At 70.7% G+C, this 21,592-nt stretch carries 17 protein-coding genes and 1 pseudogene; 5 read left to right on the top strand and 13 right to left on the bottom strand.

Features of this window, described 5'->3' with window-relative positions:
* Positions 1 to 20: 20 nt before the first annotated feature.
* Complete coding sequence (locus AB0M35_RS23005) at positions 21 to 1,199, bottom strand: ROK family protein (protein WP_363747716.1); 1,179 nt, start codon at positions 1,197 to 1,199, stop codon at positions 21 to 23.
* 170 nt (positions 1,200 to 1,369) lie between these two features.
* Positions 1,370 to 2,416, bottom strand: coding sequence for a YihY/virulence factor BrkB family protein (locus AB0M35_RS23000; RefSeq protein WP_363747714.1), 1,047 nt, complete (start codon positions 2,414 to 2,416; stop codon positions 1,370 to 1,372).
* A 1,047-nt stretch (positions 2,417 to 3,463) separates the two neighbouring features.
* Between AB0M35_RS23000 and AB0M35_RS22995 the strand changes: the two genes are divergently transcribed.
* A complete protein-coding gene (locus AB0M35_RS22995) occupies positions 3,464 to 4,582 on the top strand; it encodes a hypothetical protein (protein WP_363747713.1) in 1,119 nt (372 codons plus the stop codon).
* Here AB0M35_RS22995 and AB0M35_RS22990 read toward each other — a convergent pair.
* The 5 genes from AB0M35_RS22990 to AB0M35_RS22970 all read right to left on the bottom strand — a co-directional run bounded on the left by AB0M35_RS22990 (position 4,538) and on the right by AB0M35_RS22970 (position 9,530).
* On the bottom strand, positions 4,538 to 5,074 hold the full coding sequence (locus tag AB0M35_RS22990; protein WP_363747807.1) for a hypothetical protein: 537 nt from the start codon (positions 5,072 to 5,074) through the stop codon (positions 4,538 to 4,540). The two genes, AB0M35_RS22995 and AB0M35_RS22990, sit on opposite strands and share 45 nt — an antisense overlap.
* A gap of 2 nt (positions 5,075 to 5,076) precedes the next feature.
* The gene (dnaG, locus tag AB0M35_RS22985) at positions 5,077 to 6,963 is read right to left on the bottom strand and encodes a DNA primase (RefSeq protein ID WP_363747711.1); all 1,887 of its coding nucleotides are present in this window, start codon (positions 6,961 to 6,963) and stop codon (positions 5,077 to 5,079) included.
* Positions 6,964 to 7,053: 90 nt separating this feature from the next.
* Complete coding sequence (locus tag AB0M35_RS22980) at positions 7,054 to 7,902, bottom strand: siderophore-interacting protein (protein ID WP_363747709.1); 849 nt, start codon at positions 7,900 to 7,902, stop codon at positions 7,054 to 7,056.
* 43 nt (positions 7,903 to 7,945) lie between these two features.
* Positions 7,946 to 9,181, bottom strand: coding sequence for a deoxyguanosinetriphosphate triphosphohydrolase (locus AB0M35_RS22975; protein ID WP_363747806.1), 1,236 nt, complete (start codon positions 9,179 to 9,181; stop codon positions 7,946 to 7,948).
* A complete protein-coding gene (locus AB0M35_RS22970; RefSeq protein WP_363747707.1) occupies positions 9,177 to 9,530 on the bottom strand; it encodes a VOC family protein in 354 nt (117 codons plus the stop codon). Before AB0M35_RS22970 ends, AB0M35_RS22975 begins: the two co-directional genes overlap by 5 nt.
* A 280-nt stretch (positions 9,531 to 9,810) precedes the next feature.
* Between AB0M35_RS22970 and AB0M35_RS22965 the strand changes: the two genes are divergently transcribed.
* A complete protein-coding gene (locus tag AB0M35_RS22965) occupies positions 9,811 to 10,317 on the top strand; it encodes a roadblock/LC7 domain-containing protein (RefSeq protein WP_363747705.1) in 507 nt (168 codons plus the stop codon).
* 44 nt (positions 10,318 to 10,361) lie between these two features.
* On the opposite strand, the gene ppdK is transcribed toward AB0M35_RS22965, so the two are convergent.
* On the bottom strand, positions 10,362 to 13,070 hold the full coding sequence (gene ppdK / locus AB0M35_RS22960; protein ID WP_363747703.1) for a pyruvate, phosphate dikinase: 2,709 nt from the start codon (positions 13,068 to 13,070) through the stop codon (positions 10,362 to 10,364).
* Between the two features lie 313 nt (positions 13,071 to 13,383).
* Between ppdK and AB0M35_RS22955 the strand changes: the two genes are divergently transcribed.
* Together AB0M35_RS22955 and AB0M35_RS22950 are read left to right on the top strand one after the other, a co-directional pair.
* The gene (locus AB0M35_RS22955; protein ID WP_363747702.1) at positions 13,384 to 15,063 is read left to right on the top strand and encodes a beta-N-acetylhexosaminidase; all 1,680 of its coding nucleotides are present in this window, start codon (positions 13,384 to 13,386) and stop codon (positions 15,061 to 15,063) included.
* Positions 15,064 to 15,590: 527 nt separating this feature from the next.
* Positions 15,591 to 16,244 carry a C39 family peptidase gene (locus tag AB0M35_RS22950; RefSeq protein WP_363747700.1) on the top strand — a complete coding sequence of 218 codons (654 nt, stop codon included), beginning with the start codon at positions 15,591 to 15,593 and terminating at the stop codon, positions 16,242 to 16,244.
* Between the two features lie 84 nt (positions 16,245 to 16,328).
* On the opposite strand, the pseudogene AB0M35_RS22945 reads toward AB0M35_RS22950, so the two are convergent.
* Both AB0M35_RS22945 and dusB read right to left on the bottom strand, forming a co-directional pair.
* Positions 16,329 to 16,537, bottom strand: a pseudogene (locus tag AB0M35_RS22945) (helix-turn-helix transcriptional regulator); the annotation flags it as partial.
* Between the two features lie 172 nt (positions 16,538 to 16,709).
* On the bottom strand, positions 16,710 to 17,873 hold the full coding sequence (gene dusB / locus AB0M35_RS22940) for a tRNA dihydrouridine synthase DusB (protein ID WP_363747804.1): 1,164 nt from the start codon (positions 17,871 to 17,873) through the stop codon (positions 16,710 to 16,712).
* 161 nt (positions 17,874 to 18,034) lie between these two features.
* Here dusB and AB0M35_RS22935 point away from each other — a divergent pair, with 161 nt between their 5' ends.
* A complete protein-coding gene (locus AB0M35_RS22935; protein ID WP_363747699.1) occupies positions 18,035 to 19,024 on the top strand; it encodes a hypothetical protein in 990 nt (329 codons plus the stop codon).
* 64 nt (positions 19,025 to 19,088) lie between these two features.
* Here AB0M35_RS22935 and AB0M35_RS22930 read toward each other — a convergent pair whose 3' ends face one another.
* The 3 genes from AB0M35_RS22930 to AB0M35_RS22920 form a co-directional block, all read right to left on the bottom strand.
* Positions 19,089 to 20,468: a glycine--tRNA ligase gene (locus AB0M35_RS22930; protein WP_363747697.1), complete on the bottom strand. Its 1,380-nt coding sequence runs from the start codon at positions 20,466 to 20,468 to the stop codon at positions 19,089 to 19,091.
* A gap of 113 nt (positions 20,469 to 20,581) precedes the next feature.
* Complete coding sequence (locus AB0M35_RS22925) at positions 20,582 to 21,055, bottom strand: hypothetical protein (protein WP_363747803.1); 474 nt, start codon at positions 21,053 to 21,055, stop codon at positions 20,582 to 20,584.
* A 187-nt stretch (positions 21,056 to 21,242) separates the two neighbouring features.
* Positions 21,243 to 21,584 carry an antibiotic biosynthesis monooxygenase gene (locus AB0M35_RS22920; RefSeq protein WP_363747695.1) on the bottom strand — a complete coding sequence of 114 codons (342 nt, stop codon included), beginning with the start codon at positions 21,582 to 21,584 and terminating at the stop codon, positions 21,243 to 21,245.
* Between the last annotated feature and the right edge of the window lie 8 nt (positions 21,585 to 21,592).

Genomic DNA, 21,592 nt, shown 5'->3' with positions numbered 1-21,592 from the left:
CTCCGTTGGCTGACGGGGGTTCACGTCGCCTCCCGGAAGGCCAGGTCGCTGGCGAGCACGGCGGCACCGGCGACACCGGCTCGCGGCCCCAGTTCGGAGAGCACCACCGGGAGGTTGCCCGTGGCCAGCGGCAGCGAGCGGCGGTAGACCACGCTGCGGATCTCGGCGAGCAGTACGTGCCCGAGTTGGGCGAGCCCACCACCGATCACGATCATCGACGGGTTGGTGAAGCTGACCAGTCCGGCGAGGACGCCGCCCACCCGCCGACCGCCCTCGCGGATGAGCTGGATGCAGGTGACGTCGCCCTCCACCGCACCGGCCGCCACGTCCAACGCGGTGACCGTGCCGTTGGCGCTCAACCGTTCGGCCAGCGCGGGTGAGGCGCCGGTACGCGCCGTGGCGGTGGCGTCCTTGGCGAGTGCGGCACCGCTGAACATCGCCTCCAGGCACCCGGCGTTGCCGCAGGAACAGATCGGACCGTGCGGGTCGACCTGGATGTGGCCGATGTCCCCGGCGCAGCCGTCGGTGCCCCGGTAGACGTCGCCGCTGAGGTAGATGCCGCAGCCAATGCCGGTGCCGATCTTGACGAACAGGAAGTCGTCGACCGAGTGGGCGACCCCGCCGTGCCGCTCACCGATCGCCATGATGTTGACGTCGTTGTCGACCACGGCCGGGCAGCTGTGCTCTCGGGTGAGCAGCTCACGGACGGGAAAACGATCCCAGCCGGGCATGATCGGCGGGGACACCGGCACCCCGTCACGGAAGCTGACCGGGCCCGGTACCCCGATCCCGACCGCGTCCAGCCGGTCGTAGGCGCCGTCCACCCTGGCCTTGTGCAGCAGTTCGTTGACCCGCTGGAGAGTTGCCTTGGGGCCGGACCGGATGTCGGCCGACTCCGCGTACGCGGCGACAGGTTCGAGCCGGCCGTTGACGACCTCGACGTCGATGGAGCTCGCGCCCAGGTCCACAGCGGCGAAACGCAGGTGTGGGCTGAGTTCGACCAGTGTGGAACGGCGCCCGCCCCGGGAGGCGGCCTTGCCGGCCTCCGCGACGAACCCGAGGGCGACCAACCGTTCCAGCTCGGTGAGCAGCCGAGGGCGGGGCATCTGTAGTCGGTCGGCGAGTTCGGCGCGCGACAGCGCCCCCTCGTCACGGAGCAACCGCAGCAACCGTACGTGCAGGGCGTCGGCGGTGTGCACGGCTCACCTCTCCACCGGACTCGTTCACGTCGATGAAATAGCGACGTGTAGTGCCCGACACAGTAGGAGCCTTCGGTGCACGGTGTCCAGACCTTAGAGCGGATCTGGACCAACTTTTGTTGGATCTAGCAAAAGCTACCGCAGCCGACGACCGATCGGCTTTCCGCAGGTCAGAAGGGCTTCGGAGAGTCATCTTTCGGGCGCAATTTGCGATCATCACGCAGCTCGACGTACGGCTCCCGGTCGACCGGGCGCAGGCCGCCGGCGATCGCCCGGCTACGGGCCAACTCGGCGTCGAACTCCGCGCCGAGCAGGATCGCGACGTTGCTCAGCCAGAGCCAGACCAAGAAGATGATCACTCCGGCGAGCGCCCCGTAGGTCTTGTTGTAGGAGCCGAAGTTCGCCACGTAGAGCGCGAACGCCCCGGAGACCAGCAGCCAGAGCAGCACGGCCAACACCCCGCCCGGACTCACCCACCGGAAGCCTCCCTGCCGCGCGTTCGGCGAGGCCCAGTACAGGATGGCGAACATCAGGCTGACCAGCACCAGCAGCACCGGCCACTTGGCGACGTCCCAGACCAGCACCGCGGTCCGGCCGACACCCAAGGCCGAGCCGACGTGCTCGGCGAACCGCCCGGTGAAGACCACGATCACCGCGCTGACCAGCAGCAGCACACCGATCACCGCGGTCACCGCGACCCGGGTCGGCAGGGTCTTCCAGATCGGCCGCCCCTCCGGCACGTCGTAGATCGTGTTGGCGGCACGCATGAATGCCGCCACGTAGCCGGAGGCCGACCAGAAGGCGGCCAGCAGACCGACGATCGCGGCGAGACCGGCCAGCCCGCCGTTGTCCTGCGCCTGACCGATGGCGGCGTCGATGATCTGGCGGATGTTCTGCTCCGGCACCGCCTGGTCGACAGTGTCCCGGACCCCCTCGGTCGCCGCCGGGCCGAGCAGACCGAGCAGCGAGACCAGCACCAGCAGGCCGGGGAAGATGGACAGCACCCCGTAGTAGGTCAGGGCCGCCGCCCAGTCGGTCAGCCGGTCGTCGCCGAACTCCCGCACCGTCCGACGCAGCGCCGCCACCCATTCGCTCCGGGACAGGTGCGTCGGCCGGCTCGGCTCGTCGCGGCCCGGCCGGGCCTCCTCGTCGTACGCGGGGCCGACCGGCCGACCGGAGCCACGCCCGTCCGGGCCGGGTGAATTCTCGGAGGCCATCGCCGCTCCTCAACTCGGGGGTCGCCGCCCACGACATGCCCGGTCACCGGCGTCGACTAACCCCTGGTCGGCGGCGGCTCACGTCGACCCGATCCCGGGCTTCCGCCCAACCACTCTCCGTCACCTGACACACGGAGCGTGACCGTGGGCACGACTTTTTCGCACTGAACCGGGCGGCACCGGACCCACGAGCACCAGAAACCGGGCAGTCTCCTGCCGCCCGGAACGGCACACCGGCGAACGCATCCAGCGCAGACCCGACGATCGCGAAATCTATTCCGAAACACTCGACCCATACGGGGATTAATACAAATCGAAAGTCACTCAGGGAAACGATGATCGACAATGTTCCCAATGCAGGAACCATTCGCGTATCGTCCCCCCTCGTATCGGCAATCCGATTCACCGATGATTCCGGACCCGAGTCGGAACCCGCCGTCGTCCCCGTCGCGGAAGCCGACCCGGACGCCGAGCCGGGCACGGGTCCGACCGCCTCCGCCTCATCCCGACCGGGCAGTGCACCGCCGGGCACCGCGCCGGATCCGCACGAGTTGGCCGCCCGGTTCGAGGACGAGAAAACCCGCACGGACCCTGTCCGGTCCGGTCGCCGTCGTCCTGACCGTCGCGACCGTCGCCATCGCCCTGCTCGCACTCTGGCAGGTGTTCCGGCCGCTCGCCCAAGGCAGCAAGTACTACCTGATCTATCTCCTGGCCGGCATACTCCCGCTGGTCAATCGCGCGCAACTACGACCGCCAGTCCGCCGCCACCACCGCCCCCATCCCCCTGCACCCCGGCGCCGCCCGCTACTACCAAGGCGCCTGACCGCAGCTGCGCTCCGATCTTGGTACGGAGATGCCCCTCAGAGGGCGCTTTCGTACCAAGATCCGGCGGCTGTCCACAGGGGCAGCGCGAGGGGGTCGCGGTGGGCAGGGTAGTGGTATGGGGAGGCGCGATATGCAGCTGGCTAGGGGCGGGGCGATCGGGGCGGGGCGGAAGGCCGGATTCGGGCAGGAGTTGCCGGGGATGACGCCGACGAGCTGACCTGGTTGTCGTGCCAGCAGGAGCAGGTGCTCAGCCTCGACCAGGCCCGCCGGCACCTCTCACCGAAGACGATCCGGCACCGCGTCAGCTCAGGTCGCTGGCGGCAGGTGCATCGCGCCGTGTACGTCACGCACAACGGTCCGATCGTGGCCCGGCAACTGCCGTGGATCGGGGTGCTGTCCGCCGGACCGGCGGCGGTGCTCGGTGGGCTCAGCGCGGCCCACGCGTGGGGCCTGCGCAGGTACGACGACGGATTCGTGCACATCCTGCTGCCGGCCGGGCGCCGGGTGCGTTCGCTGCCGCCAGGGGTCCGGGTGCACCGCACCACCCTGCTGCCCGAGTCGGACATCCTCACCGTGGGTCGGCCGCGCCGCACGAGGCCAGCCCGGTCACTGGTGGACGCGGCGCAATGGGCGCCGAGCGACGAGGAGGCTCGATCGATCATCGCGGCCGGCTTTCAGCAGCGCCTCGTCGCTGGTGACGACGTGCGGCAGGTGCTCGATCGCCTCCCCCGGGCCCGGCGCCGCAGCCTGATCCGGCAGACCGCCGCCGACGCGGCCGGCGGCGCCCACTCCCTGTCCGAACTCGACTTCCTCCGCTTGGTCCGCCGCGCCGGGCTGCCCGAGCCGACTCGGCAGGCGGTCCGCCGCGACGCCACCGGCCGGCGCCGCTATCTCGACGCCTTGTTCGAAGAGTGGCGGATACACGTGGAGATCGACGGCGGCCAGCATCTCGACCCGGCCACCGCCTGGCAGACATGCGCCGGCAAAACGACCTGTGGCAGAGCGGGGATCGAGTGCTCCGCTTTCCCGCCTGGGCCGTCCGGCAGCGCCCCGCCGACGTCATCGCCCAACTCCGCGCCGCCCTACTCGCCGCAGGCTGGCGCCCCTGACGCGAGCTTCGCCACGTCCTGGCCGATCTTGGTACGAGATTGCCCCTCCAGAGGCCGCTTTATACCAAGATTCCTTCGGCTCACCGTCCTACGACAGCATCGAGTGGCTCACCTCAGCGGCTTAACCACTCGATCCCAGATCGTGCGCAGCGCGGACACGGTGCGGCGACAACAGGGCGCGGTGGGTTCAGAGGTCTTCGGGGGTTGTGGCGGCTCGGGCGGCTGCGACTAGGCGGCCGGTCTCGGCGAGCACCGCTTCGTCGTCGACGGGGGTGCCGAGGTCGTAGTGGACCATCCAGGTCAGACCGTCCACGCCGGGTACCCGCCGACCGACGATCCGGCCGGCGCCGCCGGGCAGCGCGTGGTGCTGGGTGTACGCCACCGACTTGGTGACCCGGGCGCGTACCTGATGCGGCAGCTCACCCGGGTCGAGCAGCAGGTAGCGTTCCGCCGGGCAGTCGGCGACCACCAGGTAACCGTCCCGCTCGGCGACCCGCTCCCCGGGGGTGACGGTGAGTTCCCGGCCCGACCAGACCGCCTTGACGATGTCGTGCCAGCCGATGCGGTGACCGCGCCCGGGCAGCCACAGCCCGAGGTTGCTGGCGACGACCACCCCGTCGCCTTCGCCGTTGCCGACGGCGGCCCAGGCGAGCACCCGTTCGTCACGCTCCAGGGGTGGCCGGGCGGCGGGTGGTAGCTTCGGCCGGCGGCGGAACAGTCTGATCATCACAATCCTCCCGCCGCCTGCTCGCGCAGGGCCCGGGCGTGCTGCTCCAGCGAGAGCAGCTCACCGAAGGTGGCGAAGTACTCGTCCTTGTTGCTGACCGGGTTGATCCGCTGGATCCGCGACTTCAGCTCCCGGATCCGTGCGGTGACCGAACCCCATTGCAGGCGGGCCATGGTGATCGAGACGTACCGTGGGTCGGGCTCGCCGTCGATCCGCAACGGCTCCACCGCCAACTCGCCGACCAGGGCCTGGGCCGCGAGGTCGGCGCAGGCGTCGCGTACCGCCTCCACCCACACCGCACCGCCGGTCGCCGAGGCGGCGCCACCGGCCTCGGCGATGGCCGCCCGCACCACCACGTGCACCGGATGCCGGTAGTCGGACGCTTCGACCGCGTCGAACATCGGCCCGGCCAGCACCGGCTCCTGAAGGGCCAGTTTGAGCGCCTCCCGCTCGACCATCGACTGCGGACTGTCCACGGTCGGCTCGGCCCGAGCAGGACGCGCCGACGTGTCCACCGGTCGTCCGGAGGAGGCGGCCAGCACCGCCCGCTGCACCGGTTCGATCTCCATGCCGAGGTCACCGGCGAGCTTGCGTACGTACTCGGGGCGTTTCTCCTGGTCCTTGAGCTTGGCGACCAGCGGCGCGGCCCGGCGCATCGCCTCGACCCGGCCGTCGACGGTGTCCAGGTCGTACCGGCTGAGCACGTGCCGCAGCGCGAAGTCGACCAGCGGCTCGCGGCGCGCGACCAGGTCGCGGACGGCCAGGTCGCCCTTTGCCAGGCGCAGTTCGCACGGGTCCATGTTGTCGGGGCTGACCGCGATGAAGGTACGCCCGACGAAGCGCTGGTCGTCCTCGAAGGCGCGCAGCGCCGCCTTCTGCCCGGCGGCGTCCCCGTCGAAGGTGAAGATGATCTCTCCCGCCACGGCGTCGGTGTCCAGCAGCAGCCGGCGCAGTACGCCGATGTGGTCACCGCCGAACGCGGTGCCGCAGGTCGCCACGGCGGTAGGCACGCCGGCCAGGTGGCAGGCCATCACGTCGGTGTAACCCTCGACCACCACCACCCGGCCCTGCTTGGCGATCTCCCGCTTGGCCTGGTCGATGCCGTAGAGCACGTGTGACTTCTTGTAGATCGGCGTCTCGGGGGTGTTGAGGTATTTCGGGCCGTCGTCGTCGGCGAACAGCTTGCGGGCACCGAAACCGATCACGTCCCCGGTCAGGTCGCGGATCGGCCAGAGCAGCCGACGCCGGAACCGGTCGATCAGGCTGCCCGAGCGGGCCGGTCGGGACAGCCCGGCGGTGACCAACTCGTCGTGGCTGAACCCGCGCTGGCGCAGGTGCCGGGTGAGCGGATCCCAGCCCTCGGGGGCGAACCCGCAGCCGTACCGCTCGGCGGCGGCCCGGTCGAAGCCGCGCTGGGCCAGGAACTCCCGGGCGGTACGCGCGCCGGCCGTGGTCAGCTGGGCGGTGTAGAACTCCACCGCAGCGGCGTGCGCGGCGACCAGCCGCTGCCGCTGCCCCTGCTGCGGCCGGTTGACGCGCGGGGCGGACCGGTCGTCCTCCACGTAGCGCAGCTGCAAGCCGACCCGGGCGGCGAGCCGCTCCACCGCCTCGACGAAGCTGAGATGCTCGGCGTCCATCAGGAACTTGATGGCATCGCCACCGGCGCCGCAGCCAAAGCAGTACCAGACGTTGCGGGCGGGCGAGACGTTGAACGACGGACTCTTCTCGTCGTGGAACGGGCACAGCCCTTTGAGGTTGCCGGCGCCGGCCGACTTGAGGGTCACGGTGTCGGAGATCACCTCAGTGATGGAGGCACGCTCCCGGACCAGCGCGATGTCCTCGTCCCGAATCCGCCCCGCCAAACCCCCCACCTCCTTCCCCCACATCCTGCCCTGCCCTTGGGACAGTGAAGGAAGGGCCCCCTGTTAACGCCTGCGGTAGAGGAAGGGCCCCTTTTCAACAGCTCGAACCGGCGGTCAGGCCGAGGGCGCGGTGGTGGTGCGGGCCTGTTCGTCGGCTTCGACCTGGCGGTTCCAGTCGGGCTTGGTGGCACGCCAGCCCTCGTCGTCGAAGCCCTGCCGCCAGTAGCCGGAGATGGAGAGCGACTCGCGGGGCACGGCCCGCTCGACCCGTAGCAGGCGGCGCAGCTCGCGGACGAAACCTGCCTCGCCGTGGACGAAGGCGTGCAGGGTGCCGGGCGGAAACTCCAGCTCGCGGACGGCGGACACCAGGGCCGCACCGACGGGGCGCCCGTTGCGGTGCAGCCAGGTCAGGCGCACCTCGCCGGGGCTGGGCAGCGGCTGCTCGTCGGCCGGGCCGTCGACCTCGACGAAGACGTACGCGGGCGCGCCCACCGGCAGCCGGGCCAGGGACGCGGCGATCGCCGGCAACGCGCTCTCGTCGCCGACCAGCAGGTGCCAGTCGGCTTCCGGGTTCGGCGCGTACGCCCCACCGGGCCCGGTGAACAGCACCTCGTCACCGGGACGCAGGGCGGCGGCCCAGGGGCCGGCGAGGCCTTCGTCACCGTGGTGCACCACGTCGACGGTCATCTGCCCGGTCGCGGCATCCCAGGCCCGCACCGTGTACGCCCGCAGCCGGGGCCACTGCTCGCGCGGTAGTTCGCGCTTGATCGCGGCGAGTTCCATCGGGCGCGGATAGTCGACTCCCGGCACCGGAAAGACAATCTTGATGTAGTGGTCGGTGAACTCGCCTACCGGCAGGCCGGCCAGGTCAGGTCCGCCGAGCACCAACCGGACCACGTGTGCGGTGGGCCGTTCGGTGCGCACCACATGGGCGGCGGTGACTGTCTTCGGGCGCTCCGTCATCGGGTTAGGTTAGCCTAACCCGCCACCCCCGGGCCGGGCGGCGTCAGCGGACCAGGCGGGCGTGCCAGGCCAGGGCGGCCGGGTCGGTGAGAGAGGCCACCTGGTCGACCACCACCCGCAGCCGGTCGGCGTCGTCCGGGGCGGCCTGCCACAGCGGTGCGAATACCGGGTCGAGTGTCTCCGGTGCCTGCTCGGTCAGCACCCGCACCAGGTCGACGATGATCTCCCGCTGCCGCTGATAGCGTCCCTGCGCGCCGGGACGACGCATCACGTAGCGCAGCGCGATGCCCTTGAGCAGGGCACACCGGGCCCGCAGCGACCGGGGCACCACGAGGTCGGCCGCGTAGCGGTGGTGCGGCCCGGTACCGAACCGGGCCGTGGTGGCGGCGACGGCGGTGGCCACGAAGCGGCCGGTCAGCACGCTGGTCGTGGCCTTGAGCGCGGCCTGGGCGCGGTGGCTGCCGTCGTAACCGGCCAGCGGTGCGAGCAACGGGTCGGCGAGCAACTCCACCAGCACCTGGCCGAGGTAGTCGGGCGACTCAGTGGAGTAGGTGTCAGCCACGTCGGCGCAGAGGGCGGCCCGTTCGTCGGCGTCGGCGAGCAGCACCTCCAACGTGAGGTATCCGCCGTGGATGCCGTCCTCGACGTCGTGCACGGAGTACGCGACGTCGTCGGCCCAGTCCATCACCTGCGCCTCCAGGCAGCGCCGCTCGCCGGCCGGCGCCCCCTGCCGCAGCCAGTCGAAGACGGGCAGATCGTCGGCGTACACCCCGAACTTGCGCCGGCCCGGACGGCGCGGCCACGGGTACTTGCTGACCGCGTCGAGGCAGGCGCGGGTGAGGTTCAGCCCCACGGAGGTGCCGTCGGCGGCGTACACCTTGGCTTCCAGGCGGGTCAGCACCCGCAACGTCTGTGCGTTGCCCTCGAAGCCGCCGCAGGTGGCGGCCACCGCGTCCAGCGCGGCCTCGCCGTTGTGTCCGAACGGCGGGTGTCCCAGGTCGTGCGCCAACCCGGCGGTGTCGACGATGTCCGGGTCGCAGCCCAGCCGGGCGCCCATCTCCCGGGCTATCTGGGCCACCTCCAGCGAATGGGTCAGCCGGGTACGCAGGAAGTCGTCCGTGCCGGCCGTGTGCACCTGGGTCTTCGCGGCGAGTCGGCGGAACGCCGCCGAGTGCAGCACCCGGGCGCGGTCCCGCTCGTACGGCGAACGGCCTCCCCCGGCGTCCTTGACCGGCTCCGCCACCCGCCGCTGCGCGTCCCCGGCGGCCCGGCGGTCAATCCCCACGCGGTCGCAGTACGCAGAACTCGTTGCCCTCCGGGTCGGCGAGCACCGTCCAGTCACTGCCGTCCTGGCCCACGTCGACGTGCCGGGCGCCCATGTCGACGAGCCGTTCCACCTCGGCCTCCCGGTCGGCCGGTCGAAGGTCGAGGTGCAGCCGGTTTTTGCCCTCCTTGGCGCCGCTGACCGGCACGAAGACGATGCCGGGCAGCCGGTCGGCGGACTGGCGGATCTCCACCTCGTCGGGCTGCTCGGTGACCACCTGGTAGCCGAGTGCCTCGGCCCACCAGCGGGCCAACCGGGCCGGATCGCGAGCGTCGATGGTCAGGCTCGCCCAGACACTGGTCATGCCGACACCCCCAGCCGGTCACCGGCGAGACCTGACAGCCCGGTACGCACACTCATCCGGCCACCCCTTTGCGACGACGGAGCATCAGGTTACGCCCGGCGGCGCCGGACGGCGCGGCGACAAACTACAGCCGGCGGGTTCACATCCTCCGATCAGACTAGAGTTGTCGTCCGATTGCCGACGGTCACAGGATCGCGTTAATCGACGCCCACGGGTAGCGTCGCCATCGCGGAACGTCACCCGTGGCGGCGGAGACACGACCGGTGGGAGAGACACGCTCGTGAACGCGGAAACGATGATGGGCACCGAGTTGCAAGGGCTGCGCCAACGCCGCCCCGAGGTCACCGGCACAGTGCTCGCCGGCACGGACGGCCTGTTGATCTCCAGCGACCTGCCCACACCGGATGCCACCTATCTGGCGGCCCTGGCCGCCGCGAGTTTCGGCGTCGGCAACCGGATGGCGGCGACGGTCCGGCAGGGTCCGTTCCACGAATCCGTGGTGCACACCGGGGCGGGCTGCGTGGTCACCTATCCGGCCGGACAGAACGCGCTGTTGACACTGGTCGCCGCCCCCGGCGCCGACCTGGTCGCGCTGCGGGCCGAGGCGCTGGGGGTGGTGCACCGGGCCGGTCAGGCGCTGGCCGCGTGCCGCCCGTCGGCACCGGCGCCGGCGCCGTACCAGACCGACCCGCTCGCCCCGCTGGCCGTACGCACTCCGATGGCCACCCTGCCGGGTCAGCGTCCCCGACGGGACCCGCACATCACCTGGCGCCGGCCACCGATCTGAGGACGACCGGGTCGGCGGACGACTCGCCCGCCGACCCGATCCACTCAGCGACTGTCCGAGCCCGCCGTGACCACCGCGGCCCGGCCCGCCTCCAGCCGGGCCACCGGCACCCGGAACGGCGAGCAGGAGACGTAGTCCAGCCCCACGGAGTGGAAGAAGTGCACCGAGTCCGGGTCGCCACCGTGCTCGCCGCACACGCCGAGCTTGAGGCCGGGGCGGGCCGCCCGGCCCTCCTCCGCCGCGATCCGCACCAGCCGGCCGATGCCGTCGGCGTCGATCGACTCGAACGGTGAGATGCCGAAGATGCCCAGTTCCAGGTAGCGCCAGAAGAAGGCGCCCTCCACGTCGTCGCGGGAGAAGCCCCAGCCCATCTGGGTCAGGTCGTTGGTGCCGAAGGAGAAGAACTCGGCCGCCTCGGCGATCTGTCCGGCGGTCAACGCCGCCCGGGGCACCTCGATCATCGTGCCGATCAGCACCTCGACGTCGCTGCCACCGACCACCTCAGCGATGATCTTCTCGGCCTCGGCGCGTACCGTCTCCAACTCCTGCACCGCACCGACCAGCGGGACCATGATCTCCGGGCAGGCGCGTACGCCCTGGCGGGTGCACTCCACGGCGGCCTCGGTGATCGCCCGGACCTGCATCGCGAACAGGCCGGGGATGACCAGGCCGAGACGTACGCCGCGCAGCCCCAGCATCGGGTTCTCCTCGTGCATCCGGCGCACGGCGGCGAGCAGCGCCTCCTCCTTGGCGACGTCCTCACCGCGCTCCTGAGCCACCGCCACGTCGACCGCGAGCTGTTCCAGCGGAGGCAGGAACTCGTGCAGCGGCGGGTCGATCAGCCGGACGGTGACCGGTTGCCCGTCCATCGCCCGGAAGATCTCCACGAAGTCGGCCCGTTGCAACGGCAGCAGCGCGGCCAGCGACTCGTCCCGCTCCTTGGCGTCGCGGGCCAGGATCAATCGCTCGACCAGTTCCCGCCGGTCACCGAGGAACATGTGTTCGGTGCGGCAGAGCCCGATGCCCTCGGCGCCGAACCGCCGCGCCCGCGCCGCGTCGGCGCCCGTGTCGGCGTTGGTACGCACCGCCAGCCGCCGCCTGGCGTCGGCATGCGACATGATCCGGTGTACGGCCTTGACCAGCGCGTCGTCGATGGCGGCCGGGTCGAGTTCACCCTCGAAGTACTGCACCACCTCCGACGGGGTGGCCGGCACCTCGCCCAGGTAGACCTTGCCGGTGGTGCCGTCGATGGAGACCACGTCGCCCTCGGTGACCGTCTGCCCGGCCACCGTGAACCGCCGCTTCGGCACGTCGATGTCGAGTGCGTCGGCGCCGGAGACGCAGGTCTTGCCCATCCCCCGGGCCACCACGGCGGCGTGGCTGGTCTTGCCGCCCCGGGAGGTGAGGATGCCCCGGGACGCGATCATGCCGTTCAGGTCGTCCGGGTTGGTCTCCCGCCGGACCAGGATGACGTCCTCGCCCTGACCGGCCAGTTCGACCGCGCGGGCCGAGGTGAAGACCACCTTGCCGACCGCCGCGCCCGGTGAGGCGCCGATGCCGGTGGCGACCGCCTCGAACCCGTGGTCGAGCTGGAAGCGCGGGAACATCAGTTGGGCCAACTGGGCGCCGTTGACCCGGTGCAGCGCCTCGTCGAGATCGATCAGGCCCTCGTCGACCAGTTGCCCGGCGATGACGAAAGCGGCGGCGGCGGTGCGTTTGCCGACCCGGGTCTGGAGCATCCACAGCTTGCCGCGTTCGATGGTGAACTCGATGTCGCACAGGTCCTTGTAGTGCCGCTCCAGCCGGGCCATGTAGTCGAGCAGTTCGTCGTAGGCGGGCTTGTCGATCCGCTCCAACTCCTGCAACGGCACGGTGTTGCGGATGCCGGCGACGACGTCCTCGCCCTGGGCGTTGGCCAGGTAGTCGCCGTAGATGCCCTGCGCGCCGCTGGCCGGGTCGCGGGTGAAGGCGACGCCGGTGCCGGAGTCCGGACCGAGGTTGCCGAAGACCATCGCCACCACGTTGACCGCGGTGCCGAGGTCGGCGGGGATCCGCTCCTGCCGACGGTAGATCACCGCCCGCTCGGCGTTCCACGACTCGAAGACCGCACGGATGGCCAGGTCGAGCTGTTCGCGGGGGTCCTGCGGGAACTCCCGCCCGGTGTGCTTGCTGAAGATCTTCTTGTACGTGTCGACCAGCGCGCGCAGGTCGTCCGCGTCCAGATCCAGGTCGTCCGTGCTGCCCTTGGCCCGCTTGGCCTCGTCGATGGCGTGCTCGAACTCCTCGCCCGGCACCTCGCAGACGGTCTTGCCGAACATCTGGATCAGTCGCCGGTACGAGTCCCAGGCGAACCGCTGGTTGCCGTTGGCCTGGGCGGCCAGCCCGACGACGCTACGGTCGTTGAGCCCGACGTTGAGGACGGTCTCCATCATCCCCGGCATGGAGAACTTCGCCCCGGACCGCACCGAGACCAGCAGCGGGTCGTCCGGGTCGCCGAGGCGCCGGCCCATCCCCGTCTCCAGTGCGGCCAGGTGCGCGGCGATCTGTTCCGCCAGGCCGGCGGGCTGCTCCCCGCTGGCGAGGTACGCCTTGCACGCCTCGGTGGTGATCGTGAAGCCGGGCGGGACCGGCAGGCCGAGGTTGGTCATCTCGGCCAGGTTGGCACCCTTGCCACCGAGCAGATCCTTGAGATCCTTGTTGCCCTCGGCGAAGTCGTAGACGTACTTGTGCTCGACCGTTTCCTGCGCTGCCACCAGAGCCTCCCACGCGCCCGGACTGACACTTAACGAAGGTTCAGTTTTTAGGTACCCCGGAAGCACCCACTGGTAATCCGGAGAGCTGTGCCGATCGGTGGGCGAAGGTTAAGCGAACAACGAGCGGCCCGGGGCCATTCGGTGACAATAGGCACAGCAATCACGACTATCCGCGTTCGTCGGGGTTTCTGGGAACGCTTCCATAAGCACGAATACGCAATGGCCGACCTCGCCGTACTCTTGACGACACGCACCGTCATCACACCTCGCACCATTGCCACAACCGCCGCGAATACACCCCCTCGGAGCCCTCGTGTCCTCGCCGCCCGGCACCACACCGAAGCCACTCGACCCGGCCGACATCGCCGGCACGCGTACCACCGGGGAGTTGGCGGGTGCGGCGGAGCGGGCGGCGGCAGCGCTGCTCACCCCGGCGGCGCCGGTCCGGCTGGGCGAGGTGGTCCCCGCCCCCGAGCGGGTCGAGCCCGATCCCGAGGCCGACTACCTGCTACCCGCCGACGCGGTGATCCGGGTCAGCGCCGCCCCGGCCGCCCTGGCCGTCGCCGAGCAGCTCGCCGCACTGCTCCGCCCCGCCACCGGCTACCCGCTGCCGGTGACCGACATCGCCGGGCAACCGCCGGCCGGCGGCATCGTCCTGCACCTGACCGGCGACGCCGACCTCGGCGCCGAGGGCTACCGGCTGGATGTCGCGGCCGACGGGGTACGCATCCGCGCCGGCACCGCCGGCGGGCTGCACCACGGGGTGCAGACGCTGCGGCAACTGCTACCCGCCGCCGTCGAGAGCACCACGCCCGTCGCCGAGCGGTGGGTGCTGCCCGGCGGGTCGATCCTCGACCGACCCCGGTACGCACACCGGGGCGCGATGCTCGACGTCGCCCGGCACTTCTTCGGCGTCACCGACGTGCTGCGGGTGATCGACCACCTGGCCCGGTACAAGCTCAACCGGCTGCACCTGCACCTCACCGACGACCAGGGATGGCGGATCGCGGTCGACTCCTGGCCCCGGCTGGCAGCCGTCGGCGGGGCCACCGAGGTCGGCGGCGGCCCCGGCGGGTACTACACCCGAGCCGACTACCGGCGGATCGTGGCGTACGCCGCCGCCCGGCACATCACCGTCATCCCCGAGATCGACCTGCCCGGCCACACCAATGCCGCGCTGGTCGCCCATCCGGAACTGGCACCGGACCAGACCGCACCGCCGCCGTACACCGGCACCGAGGTCGGGTTCAGCTACGTCGACCCGACCAGCGAGCGGACGTACGACTTCGTCGCCGACGTGCTCGGCGAACTCGCCGCGCTCACCCCCGGCCGCTGGCTGCACATCGGCGGCGACGAGGCGTTCAAGGTGCCCGCCGACGTCTACGCCCGCTTCGTCGAGCGGGTACAGCGGATCGTGGCCGGGCTCGGCAAGACGGTCGTCGGCTGGCATCAGATCGCCCCCGCCGGGCACATCGACGGCCGGGTCCTGCAATGGTGGGGCACCTCCGGCGACGACCCGGTGACCGCCGACGCGGTACGCCGGGGTGCCCGCGTGATCCTCTCCCCCGCCAACCACGCCTACCTGGACATGAAGTACGCCCCGGACACCCCGATCGGGCACGACTGGGCCGCCCTCATCGACGTGCGGCGGGCGTACGACTGGGATCCGGCCACCCATCTGACCGGCGTACCGGCCGACGCGGTGCTCGGTGTCGAGGCACCGCTGTGGACCGAGTCGGTGACCACCCGCGCCGAGATCGAATTCATGCTCCTCCCCCGGCTACCCGCGATCGCCGAGCTGGCCTGGTCGCCCCGGTCGACGCACGACTGGGACGGCTTCCGGCAGCGGTTGGCCGGGCACGGCCCGCGCTGGACGGCGGCCGGGGTCGAATACCACCGTTCACCCGAGGTGCCCTGGCCGGCACAGCCGCCCATCCCCGCGCCCCGACCCGCACCGCGGGAGCGAAACGCGACCCGATCCGCCCAGGGCTGATCCCGGGCGCGATACCTCGCACATCACCCATCCACGCGCCGATCTTGCACTTTGTGTCGCCGCAAAGGCTGCAAAAGGGGCAGATCCGCGACCGAAAGTGCAAGATCGCGCGTGAACTGCAACCCCCGAGGGTTAAGCCCAGATCGAGACAACCGTCGGCGATGTGTGGGTGGTTTGTCCGGCGGATGCCGGATCCGGGAGTGGCCTGGGTCACCGTGGCGGCGGAATCATGTCCCCACCCCCGTCGTTGTACAGGGGGTAACCGCGACGCCCCTCGGCGACGCCACCGGGAACCCAGGCCGGAATGACCGCCCCCCACCCGGCGTTACACATCTCCCGGACATCGTGAGCGGCCCCAGGCCGGAGAGCGGGCCCAGCGGGCCCACGATGTTCGAACCGGGCCTCACGATGCCCGAGCAGGGCCTACCGCCCGCATCTGCTTCGCACGATCTACCCCCTTCGCGCGGCCACCGTGACCCCCTCACGGAACGTCGTGCACACCCCCGAACGGAAGGCGGAACCCCATCATGCGTACCACCATGCTGCGTAAGACCGCCCTGACCATCGCCGCTGCCGCCGCCACCGCCGGTGGCATCGCCGGCCCCGCCGTCGCCGCCCACGCCGCACCCAGCACCACCGCCGGAGTACACGCCGACCGCAAGGCCGGTGGCGAGCGACAGCTCGACGTGCGCTACGAAGCCCAGCCCAACTTCTACTACTGCGGCCCCGCCGCCGCCCGCAACGCCCTGAGCGTGCAGGGCAAGAACATCGACGTCCACGCCATGGCCAAGGAAATGGGCACCACCGAGAACGGCACCGACTCCATCAACGACATCACGCCCGTCCTGAACAAGGAAACCGGCAAGGACGTCTACAAGTCGGTCGAAATCTCCACCTCCAAGGCTGACACCAAGCAGACCGACAAGCTGCGCGAGGACATCGTCCGCACCGTCGACGACGGCCGCGCCGTAGTCGCCAACATCGCCGGCACCACCACCGACACCGACGGCACCACCCACAGCTTCGAAGGCGGCCACTACATCAGCGTCACCGGTTACCACGACGGAGGCGACACCGTCACCATCGCCGACTCCGCCAACCCCGACACCGCCTCCTACCAGCTGACCATCGACAACCTCGCCGACTGGATCGCCACCCGCGGTTACACCGCCACCAGCTGACGATCCACCATCGCAAGCGGCAAGGGCCGACCCCGTGAGGGTCGGCCCTTGCCGTCGTTCACCCGCGGGCGTCAACCCCGGCAGGCCCGCCGCCAACAGCAGCCGGTTGCGTTCGCGTAGCGGCAGGTCGAGGTGCCCGGCGAGGCGAAGTACCATTTCGCCGCTCGGCCGAGAGCGGCCGTCTCGACGAAGCTCAGATGGCGGGTGGAGATGTCGGCCCGCACAGCCAACTCCAGCTGACTCAACCGGCGTAGCGCCACGCCGATGGAGAGGCCTGGCACGGTGGTCGTCACGGCAGCTCCGGCGGTACCGCGTCCAGTGCGGGCGGCCCCAGGCCCGATCGACACAGCGGTGGGGGCAGGGTTCATCGGATTCCTCGTCCTCGGGCGTTGACGCCAGCGTGCCGGATCACCCGAGCGGAGTCGATTACCTGCCAGGTAATGCCCGAAGGCCGCCGGTCAGCGCTCAGCCGCCGGAGTCGTCCAGCTCGGCGCCTTCGGGGACGGTGTCGTCGTCGCGGCTGGCCAGCCAGCCGTCGGGCAGGAAGACCTTCCCGGGTGAGTTGGTTCGTCCGCGCGGCTGGCCCAGCGTCTCGGTCGGGAAGGGCACGGTCGGGTCCAGCTTGCCGAGCAGGTCGTCGAGCTGGGCCAGGCTGTCGATCATGGCCAAAGCACGACGCAACTCGCTGCCGATCGGGAAGCCCTTGAGATACCAGGCGACGTGCTTGCGGAAGTCGGTGCAGCCGTCCCGCTCGCCCCGAGCCGGGTTACGCGCCCCGGCAGTGAACTGCTCGACCAGCAGCTCGGCGTGCCGGCGCATGGTCAACGCCACCTCGCCCAGGTTGGGCAGCCGCCGCTCGGTGCGCCCGGCGAAGGCCGCCTCCAGGTCGGCGAAGAGCCACGGTCGGCCGAGGCAGCCCCGCCCGATCACCACCCCGTCGACCCCGGTGTGCGCCACCATCCGCAACGCGTCGTCGGCCTCCCAGATGTCGCCGTTGCCGAGCACCGGCACGTCGAGGGCCTGCTTGAGGGTGGCGATGGCGTCCCAGTCGGCGGTGCCCGAATAGCGTTGTGCGGCCGTACGCCCGTGCAGGGCGACCGCGGCGACGCCGGCGTCCTGCGCGGCCAGCCCCGCCTCGACGTACGTCAGGTGGTCGTCGTCGATGCCCTTGCGCATCTTGACCGTGACCGGCACCCCCGCGGGTGCGGCGGCATCCACCGCGGCCTTGACCAGGCGGGCGAAGAGCCGGCGTCGCCAGGGCAGGGCCGCGCCACCGCCGCGGCGGGTGACCTTCGGCACCGGGCAGCCGAAGTTGAGGTCGATGTGATCGGCGAGATCCTTCTCGACCACGATCCGCACGGCGGCGGCGGTGGTCTCCGGGTCGGTGCCGTAGAGCTGAAGACTGCGGGGGTTCTCGTCGGCCCCGAAGGCGATCATGCGCAGGGTCTTCGGATTCCGCTCGACCAGCGCGACCGTGGTGATCATCTCGCAGACGTAGATGCCACCGCCCTGCTCCCGGCAGAGCTGCCGGAAACCGACGTTGGTGATGCCCGCCATCGGCGCGAGCACCACCGGCGGCCACACCTGGTGCCGCCCGATGCTCAACGGCCCCAGGGCAGCGCTCGGCATGGTCACCGCCCAAGTGTAAGGAAGGGCCCCTTCTTAACGTCTCGTGCATAGGAAGGGCCCCTTGTTAACGCGACGCATAACACACTCGCGTCGAAGGCGGTGCGCCGTCCACAGCACGCACGGTCGTCCACAGCTGCCCGGCTCGGGCGGGACACGGGTCGGTGGAGCCGGTGATGCTGCGCGGCATGCGTACCCATCCACCCGAGTTCTCCGAGTTGGCCGAGCGGCAACAACAGATCGTCAGTCGTACCCAGTTGCTGGCCTGCGGCTTCGACGACATGTACCTGTACCGGCAGACCCGGCGCGCCCTCTGGCAGCGGGTACTGCCCGCGACGTACTCCCTGGTCACCGGCACCCTGACCGACGAGCAGCGGCGGATCTCGGCGGCGCTGTACGCCGGTGGTGAGGCCCAGCTCACCGGCCTGGCCGCGCTGACCTGGTACGGCTTCCGACAGAGCCCGCGCAGCGACGACGTACAGCTGATCGTGCCGCATCACGCACGACGTAAGTCGGCAGGCTACGCGGTGATCTCGCGGGCTCTCGCCCTGGACGGGCGGGCCCGGGCCACGCCGCTGTACCCGGTGTGCTCACCGGCTCGCGCGGTGGTCGACGCGGCGCGCGACCTGCGGCAACTCCGCCCGGTGCGCGCCATCGTGGCCGAGGCCGTGCAGCGAGGGTACGCCGACCTCACGTCCCTGGACGAGGAGATCAAACGGGCCCGGCGCAGCCGGACGGCGCTGATCAGGAAGGCGTTCACGGAGGTGGCGGCGGGGACCCGGTCCGCGCCCGAGGCGGAGCTGCGGGAGTGCCTCGCGGACAGCGGCGTGCTGGCCGAGATCCGCTGGAATCCCCGGCTGCTCGGCGCGGACGGTGCGTCGCTGCCGACGCCTGACGGCTATCTGGCCGACGCGGCGGTGGCGCTGGAGGTCGACTCGCAGGAGTACCACTTCCGCCCTGCGGACTGGACCCGCACGCTGGACCGGCACAACGAGCTGAGTCGGCTCGGCGTCCTGGTGCTGCACTTCACGCCGGCGCAGATTCGCCGCGAGCCGCGTCGGGTGCGCCGCACGGTGGAGGACGCGTACGACTCCCGGCGCGGTTTCGGTGCCACGGTCCGGGTACGCGTCGGCCAGCCCGCTCGGCCGATCTAGATCGTTGTTAAGAAGGGGCCCCTCCTCTACGCCAGGCGTTAAGAAGGGGCCCTTCCTTACACCCTCAGCAGCCGGGGAGGTGGTCGATCAGGTAGCGCTCGACCTGGTCCAGGGCGATCCGCTCCTGGGCCATGGTGTCCCGGTTGCGGATGGTCACCGCGTTGTCGTCCAGGGTGTCGAAGTCGACAGTGACGCAGAACGGGGTGCCGATCTCGTCCTGGCGGCGGTAGCGACGGCCGATCGCCTGCGAGTCGTCGAACTCGACCACCCAGCGCTTGCGCAGCTGCGCGGCGAGGTCCTTGGCCTTGGGCGAGAGCGCCTCGTTGCGCGACAGCGGCAGCACCGCCACCTTGACCGGGGCCAACCGCGGGTCGAAGCGCATCACCGTGCGCTCCTCCATCTTGCCCTTGGCGTTCGGTGCCTGGTCGACGTCGTACGCCTCCAGCAGGAACGCCAGCACCGCGCGGGTCAGGCCGGCGGCCGGCTCGATCACGTACGGCACCCAGCGCTCGCTCTTGGTCTGGTCGAAGTACGACAGGTCGACCCCGGAGTGCTTGCTGTGCGTGGAGAGGTCGAAGTCGGTGCGGTTGGCGACCCCCTCCAACTCGGCGAACTCGCTGCCGCCGAACTGGAACCGGTACTCGATGTCGACGGTGCGCTTCGAGTAGTGGGAGAGCTTCTCCTTGGGGTGCTCGTAGAAGCGCATGTTCTCCTCGGAGAGCCCGAGGTCGACGTACCAGTTCCACCGTTCGGAAAGCCAGTACTCGTGCCACTGCTCGTCGGTGCCCGGCTCGACGAAGAACTCCATCTCCATCTGCTCGAACTCGCGGGTACGGAAGATGAAGTTGCCCGGGGTGATCTCGTTGCGGAACGACTTGCCGGTCTGCGCGATGCCGAACGGCGGCTTCTTACGCGCCGCGTTGGCCACGTTGTTGTAGTTGACGAAGATGCCCTGGGCGGTCTCCGGGCGCAGGTAGTGCAGGCCCTCGTCGCTCTCCACCGGCCCGAGGTAGGTCTTCATCAGGCCGTTGAACATCTTCGGCTCGGTGAAGGTGCCCTTGTTGCCGCAGTTCGGGCAGTTCAACTCGGTCAGCGAGGCGAGCGGCTTGCCGTGCTTCTCCGCGTACGCCTCTTCCAGGTGGTCGGCGCGGAACCGCTTGTGGCAGGACTGGCACTCGGTCAGCGGGTCGACGAAGGCGTCGAGGTGGCCGGAGGCCGCCCACACGTCCCGGGCCAGGATCACCGCGGAGTCCAACCCGACGACGTCGTCACGCTGCTGGACCATGGTCTTCCACCACTGCCGGCGGACGTTCTCCTTGAGCTCCACGCCGAGCGGACCGTAGTCCCACGCCGATCGGGTGCCTCCGTAGATCTCGCTGGAGGGAAAGACGAAGCCCCGGCGCTTGGCGAGGCTGACGATGGCGTCGATACGGTCTGCTGGCATGTTTCCTCCTACGCCGACTGGCGGTCGGCGGGGACGCGATGGGATGGAAGGAACAGTTCGGGACAACGGTACGACCGCCGTGGTCCCGAACCCAGCACATTACCTGCGGCCGGTCAGTTGACTCCGCAGACCTCCATGCCACCGGTCTGCTGGTCCTGGGCGAGCACGACCTGCTGCCGTTCCTGACCACCGCCGGCGAGGGTGACGTCCACCGGCACGGTCAGCGTGGTGGTGTCCACGCTGCCGACCCGGTAGGAGACGATCTGCGGCTCGGCGGCGGCCCGGCGTTCGAACTCCTGCCGGGACTCGCGCCGCTTGGCGTCGTCGCAGAGTTGGTCGTACGCCTGGCCGTACTCGCCGTCGGCCAGGGCGCGGTAGTAGTCGCCGGAGACCGTACGGCCCTGCTCCTCGACCGCCTGCACCCCGCTGACCAGCAGGCCGACCACGGCGGTCCCGCCACCACCGCAGCAGATCAGCAGCGCCAACGCCCCGGCGCCGAGGCCGAGCCAGAGCCGGGACCGACCGCCTTCGGTCGGCGGAGCCGCGAACGGCGGTGCCACCCCGGGCCCGGTCGGCGGCACCGGCACGCCCGACTCGAACCCACCGGGCGGTGCAGACGCGATCCCACCGGGCGGTGAATAGGCACCGTGGCCCGGTGGCGGGCCGGGCATGCCGGGCGACTGAGGATTCTGCTGGCCGGGCAGCGGGGGGTGGGGTGGTGGGGCCGCCGCCGGTCCGGGATCGGTCATAGGAGCCAGCGTAGTGCCCGACAGCTCAGCGGTAAGGACCCGCAGCCCGATCGCTGGCGACCACCACCACGTCCCCGTCCGGCGCGGCGCTGGCCAAGGTCTCGTAGGCGGAGGGCTCGTCGATACTCTCGGCGAGCAGCGGTATCGCCGTGACCTTGACGTCGAAACCACCGAGCGCCCGCCGGTAGGTGCCGACCGACTCCCACTCGGTGACCAGGCACCAGTGTCGCGGGTCGTCCAGCGCCCGGACCAACTGCCCGCGCAGGTAACCGGGGCGGGCAGCGAGCGCCGCGAGGGCTGCGTGAGCCCGGGCGGCGAAGTCCTGCGCGCCGTCGTCGTCGACCACGAACCGGTTGGTCACGAGCACCGGGCACT

Origin of the sequence: Micromonospora sp. NPDC051196, assembly GCF_040682415.1 — a bacterium.
Classification (GTDB): Bacteria; Actinomycetota; Actinomycetes; order Mycobacteriales; family Micromonosporaceae; genus Micromonospora.
Note: the sequence above shows the minus strand (reverse complement) of the source record. Positions and strands in the feature narration are given on the sequence as shown.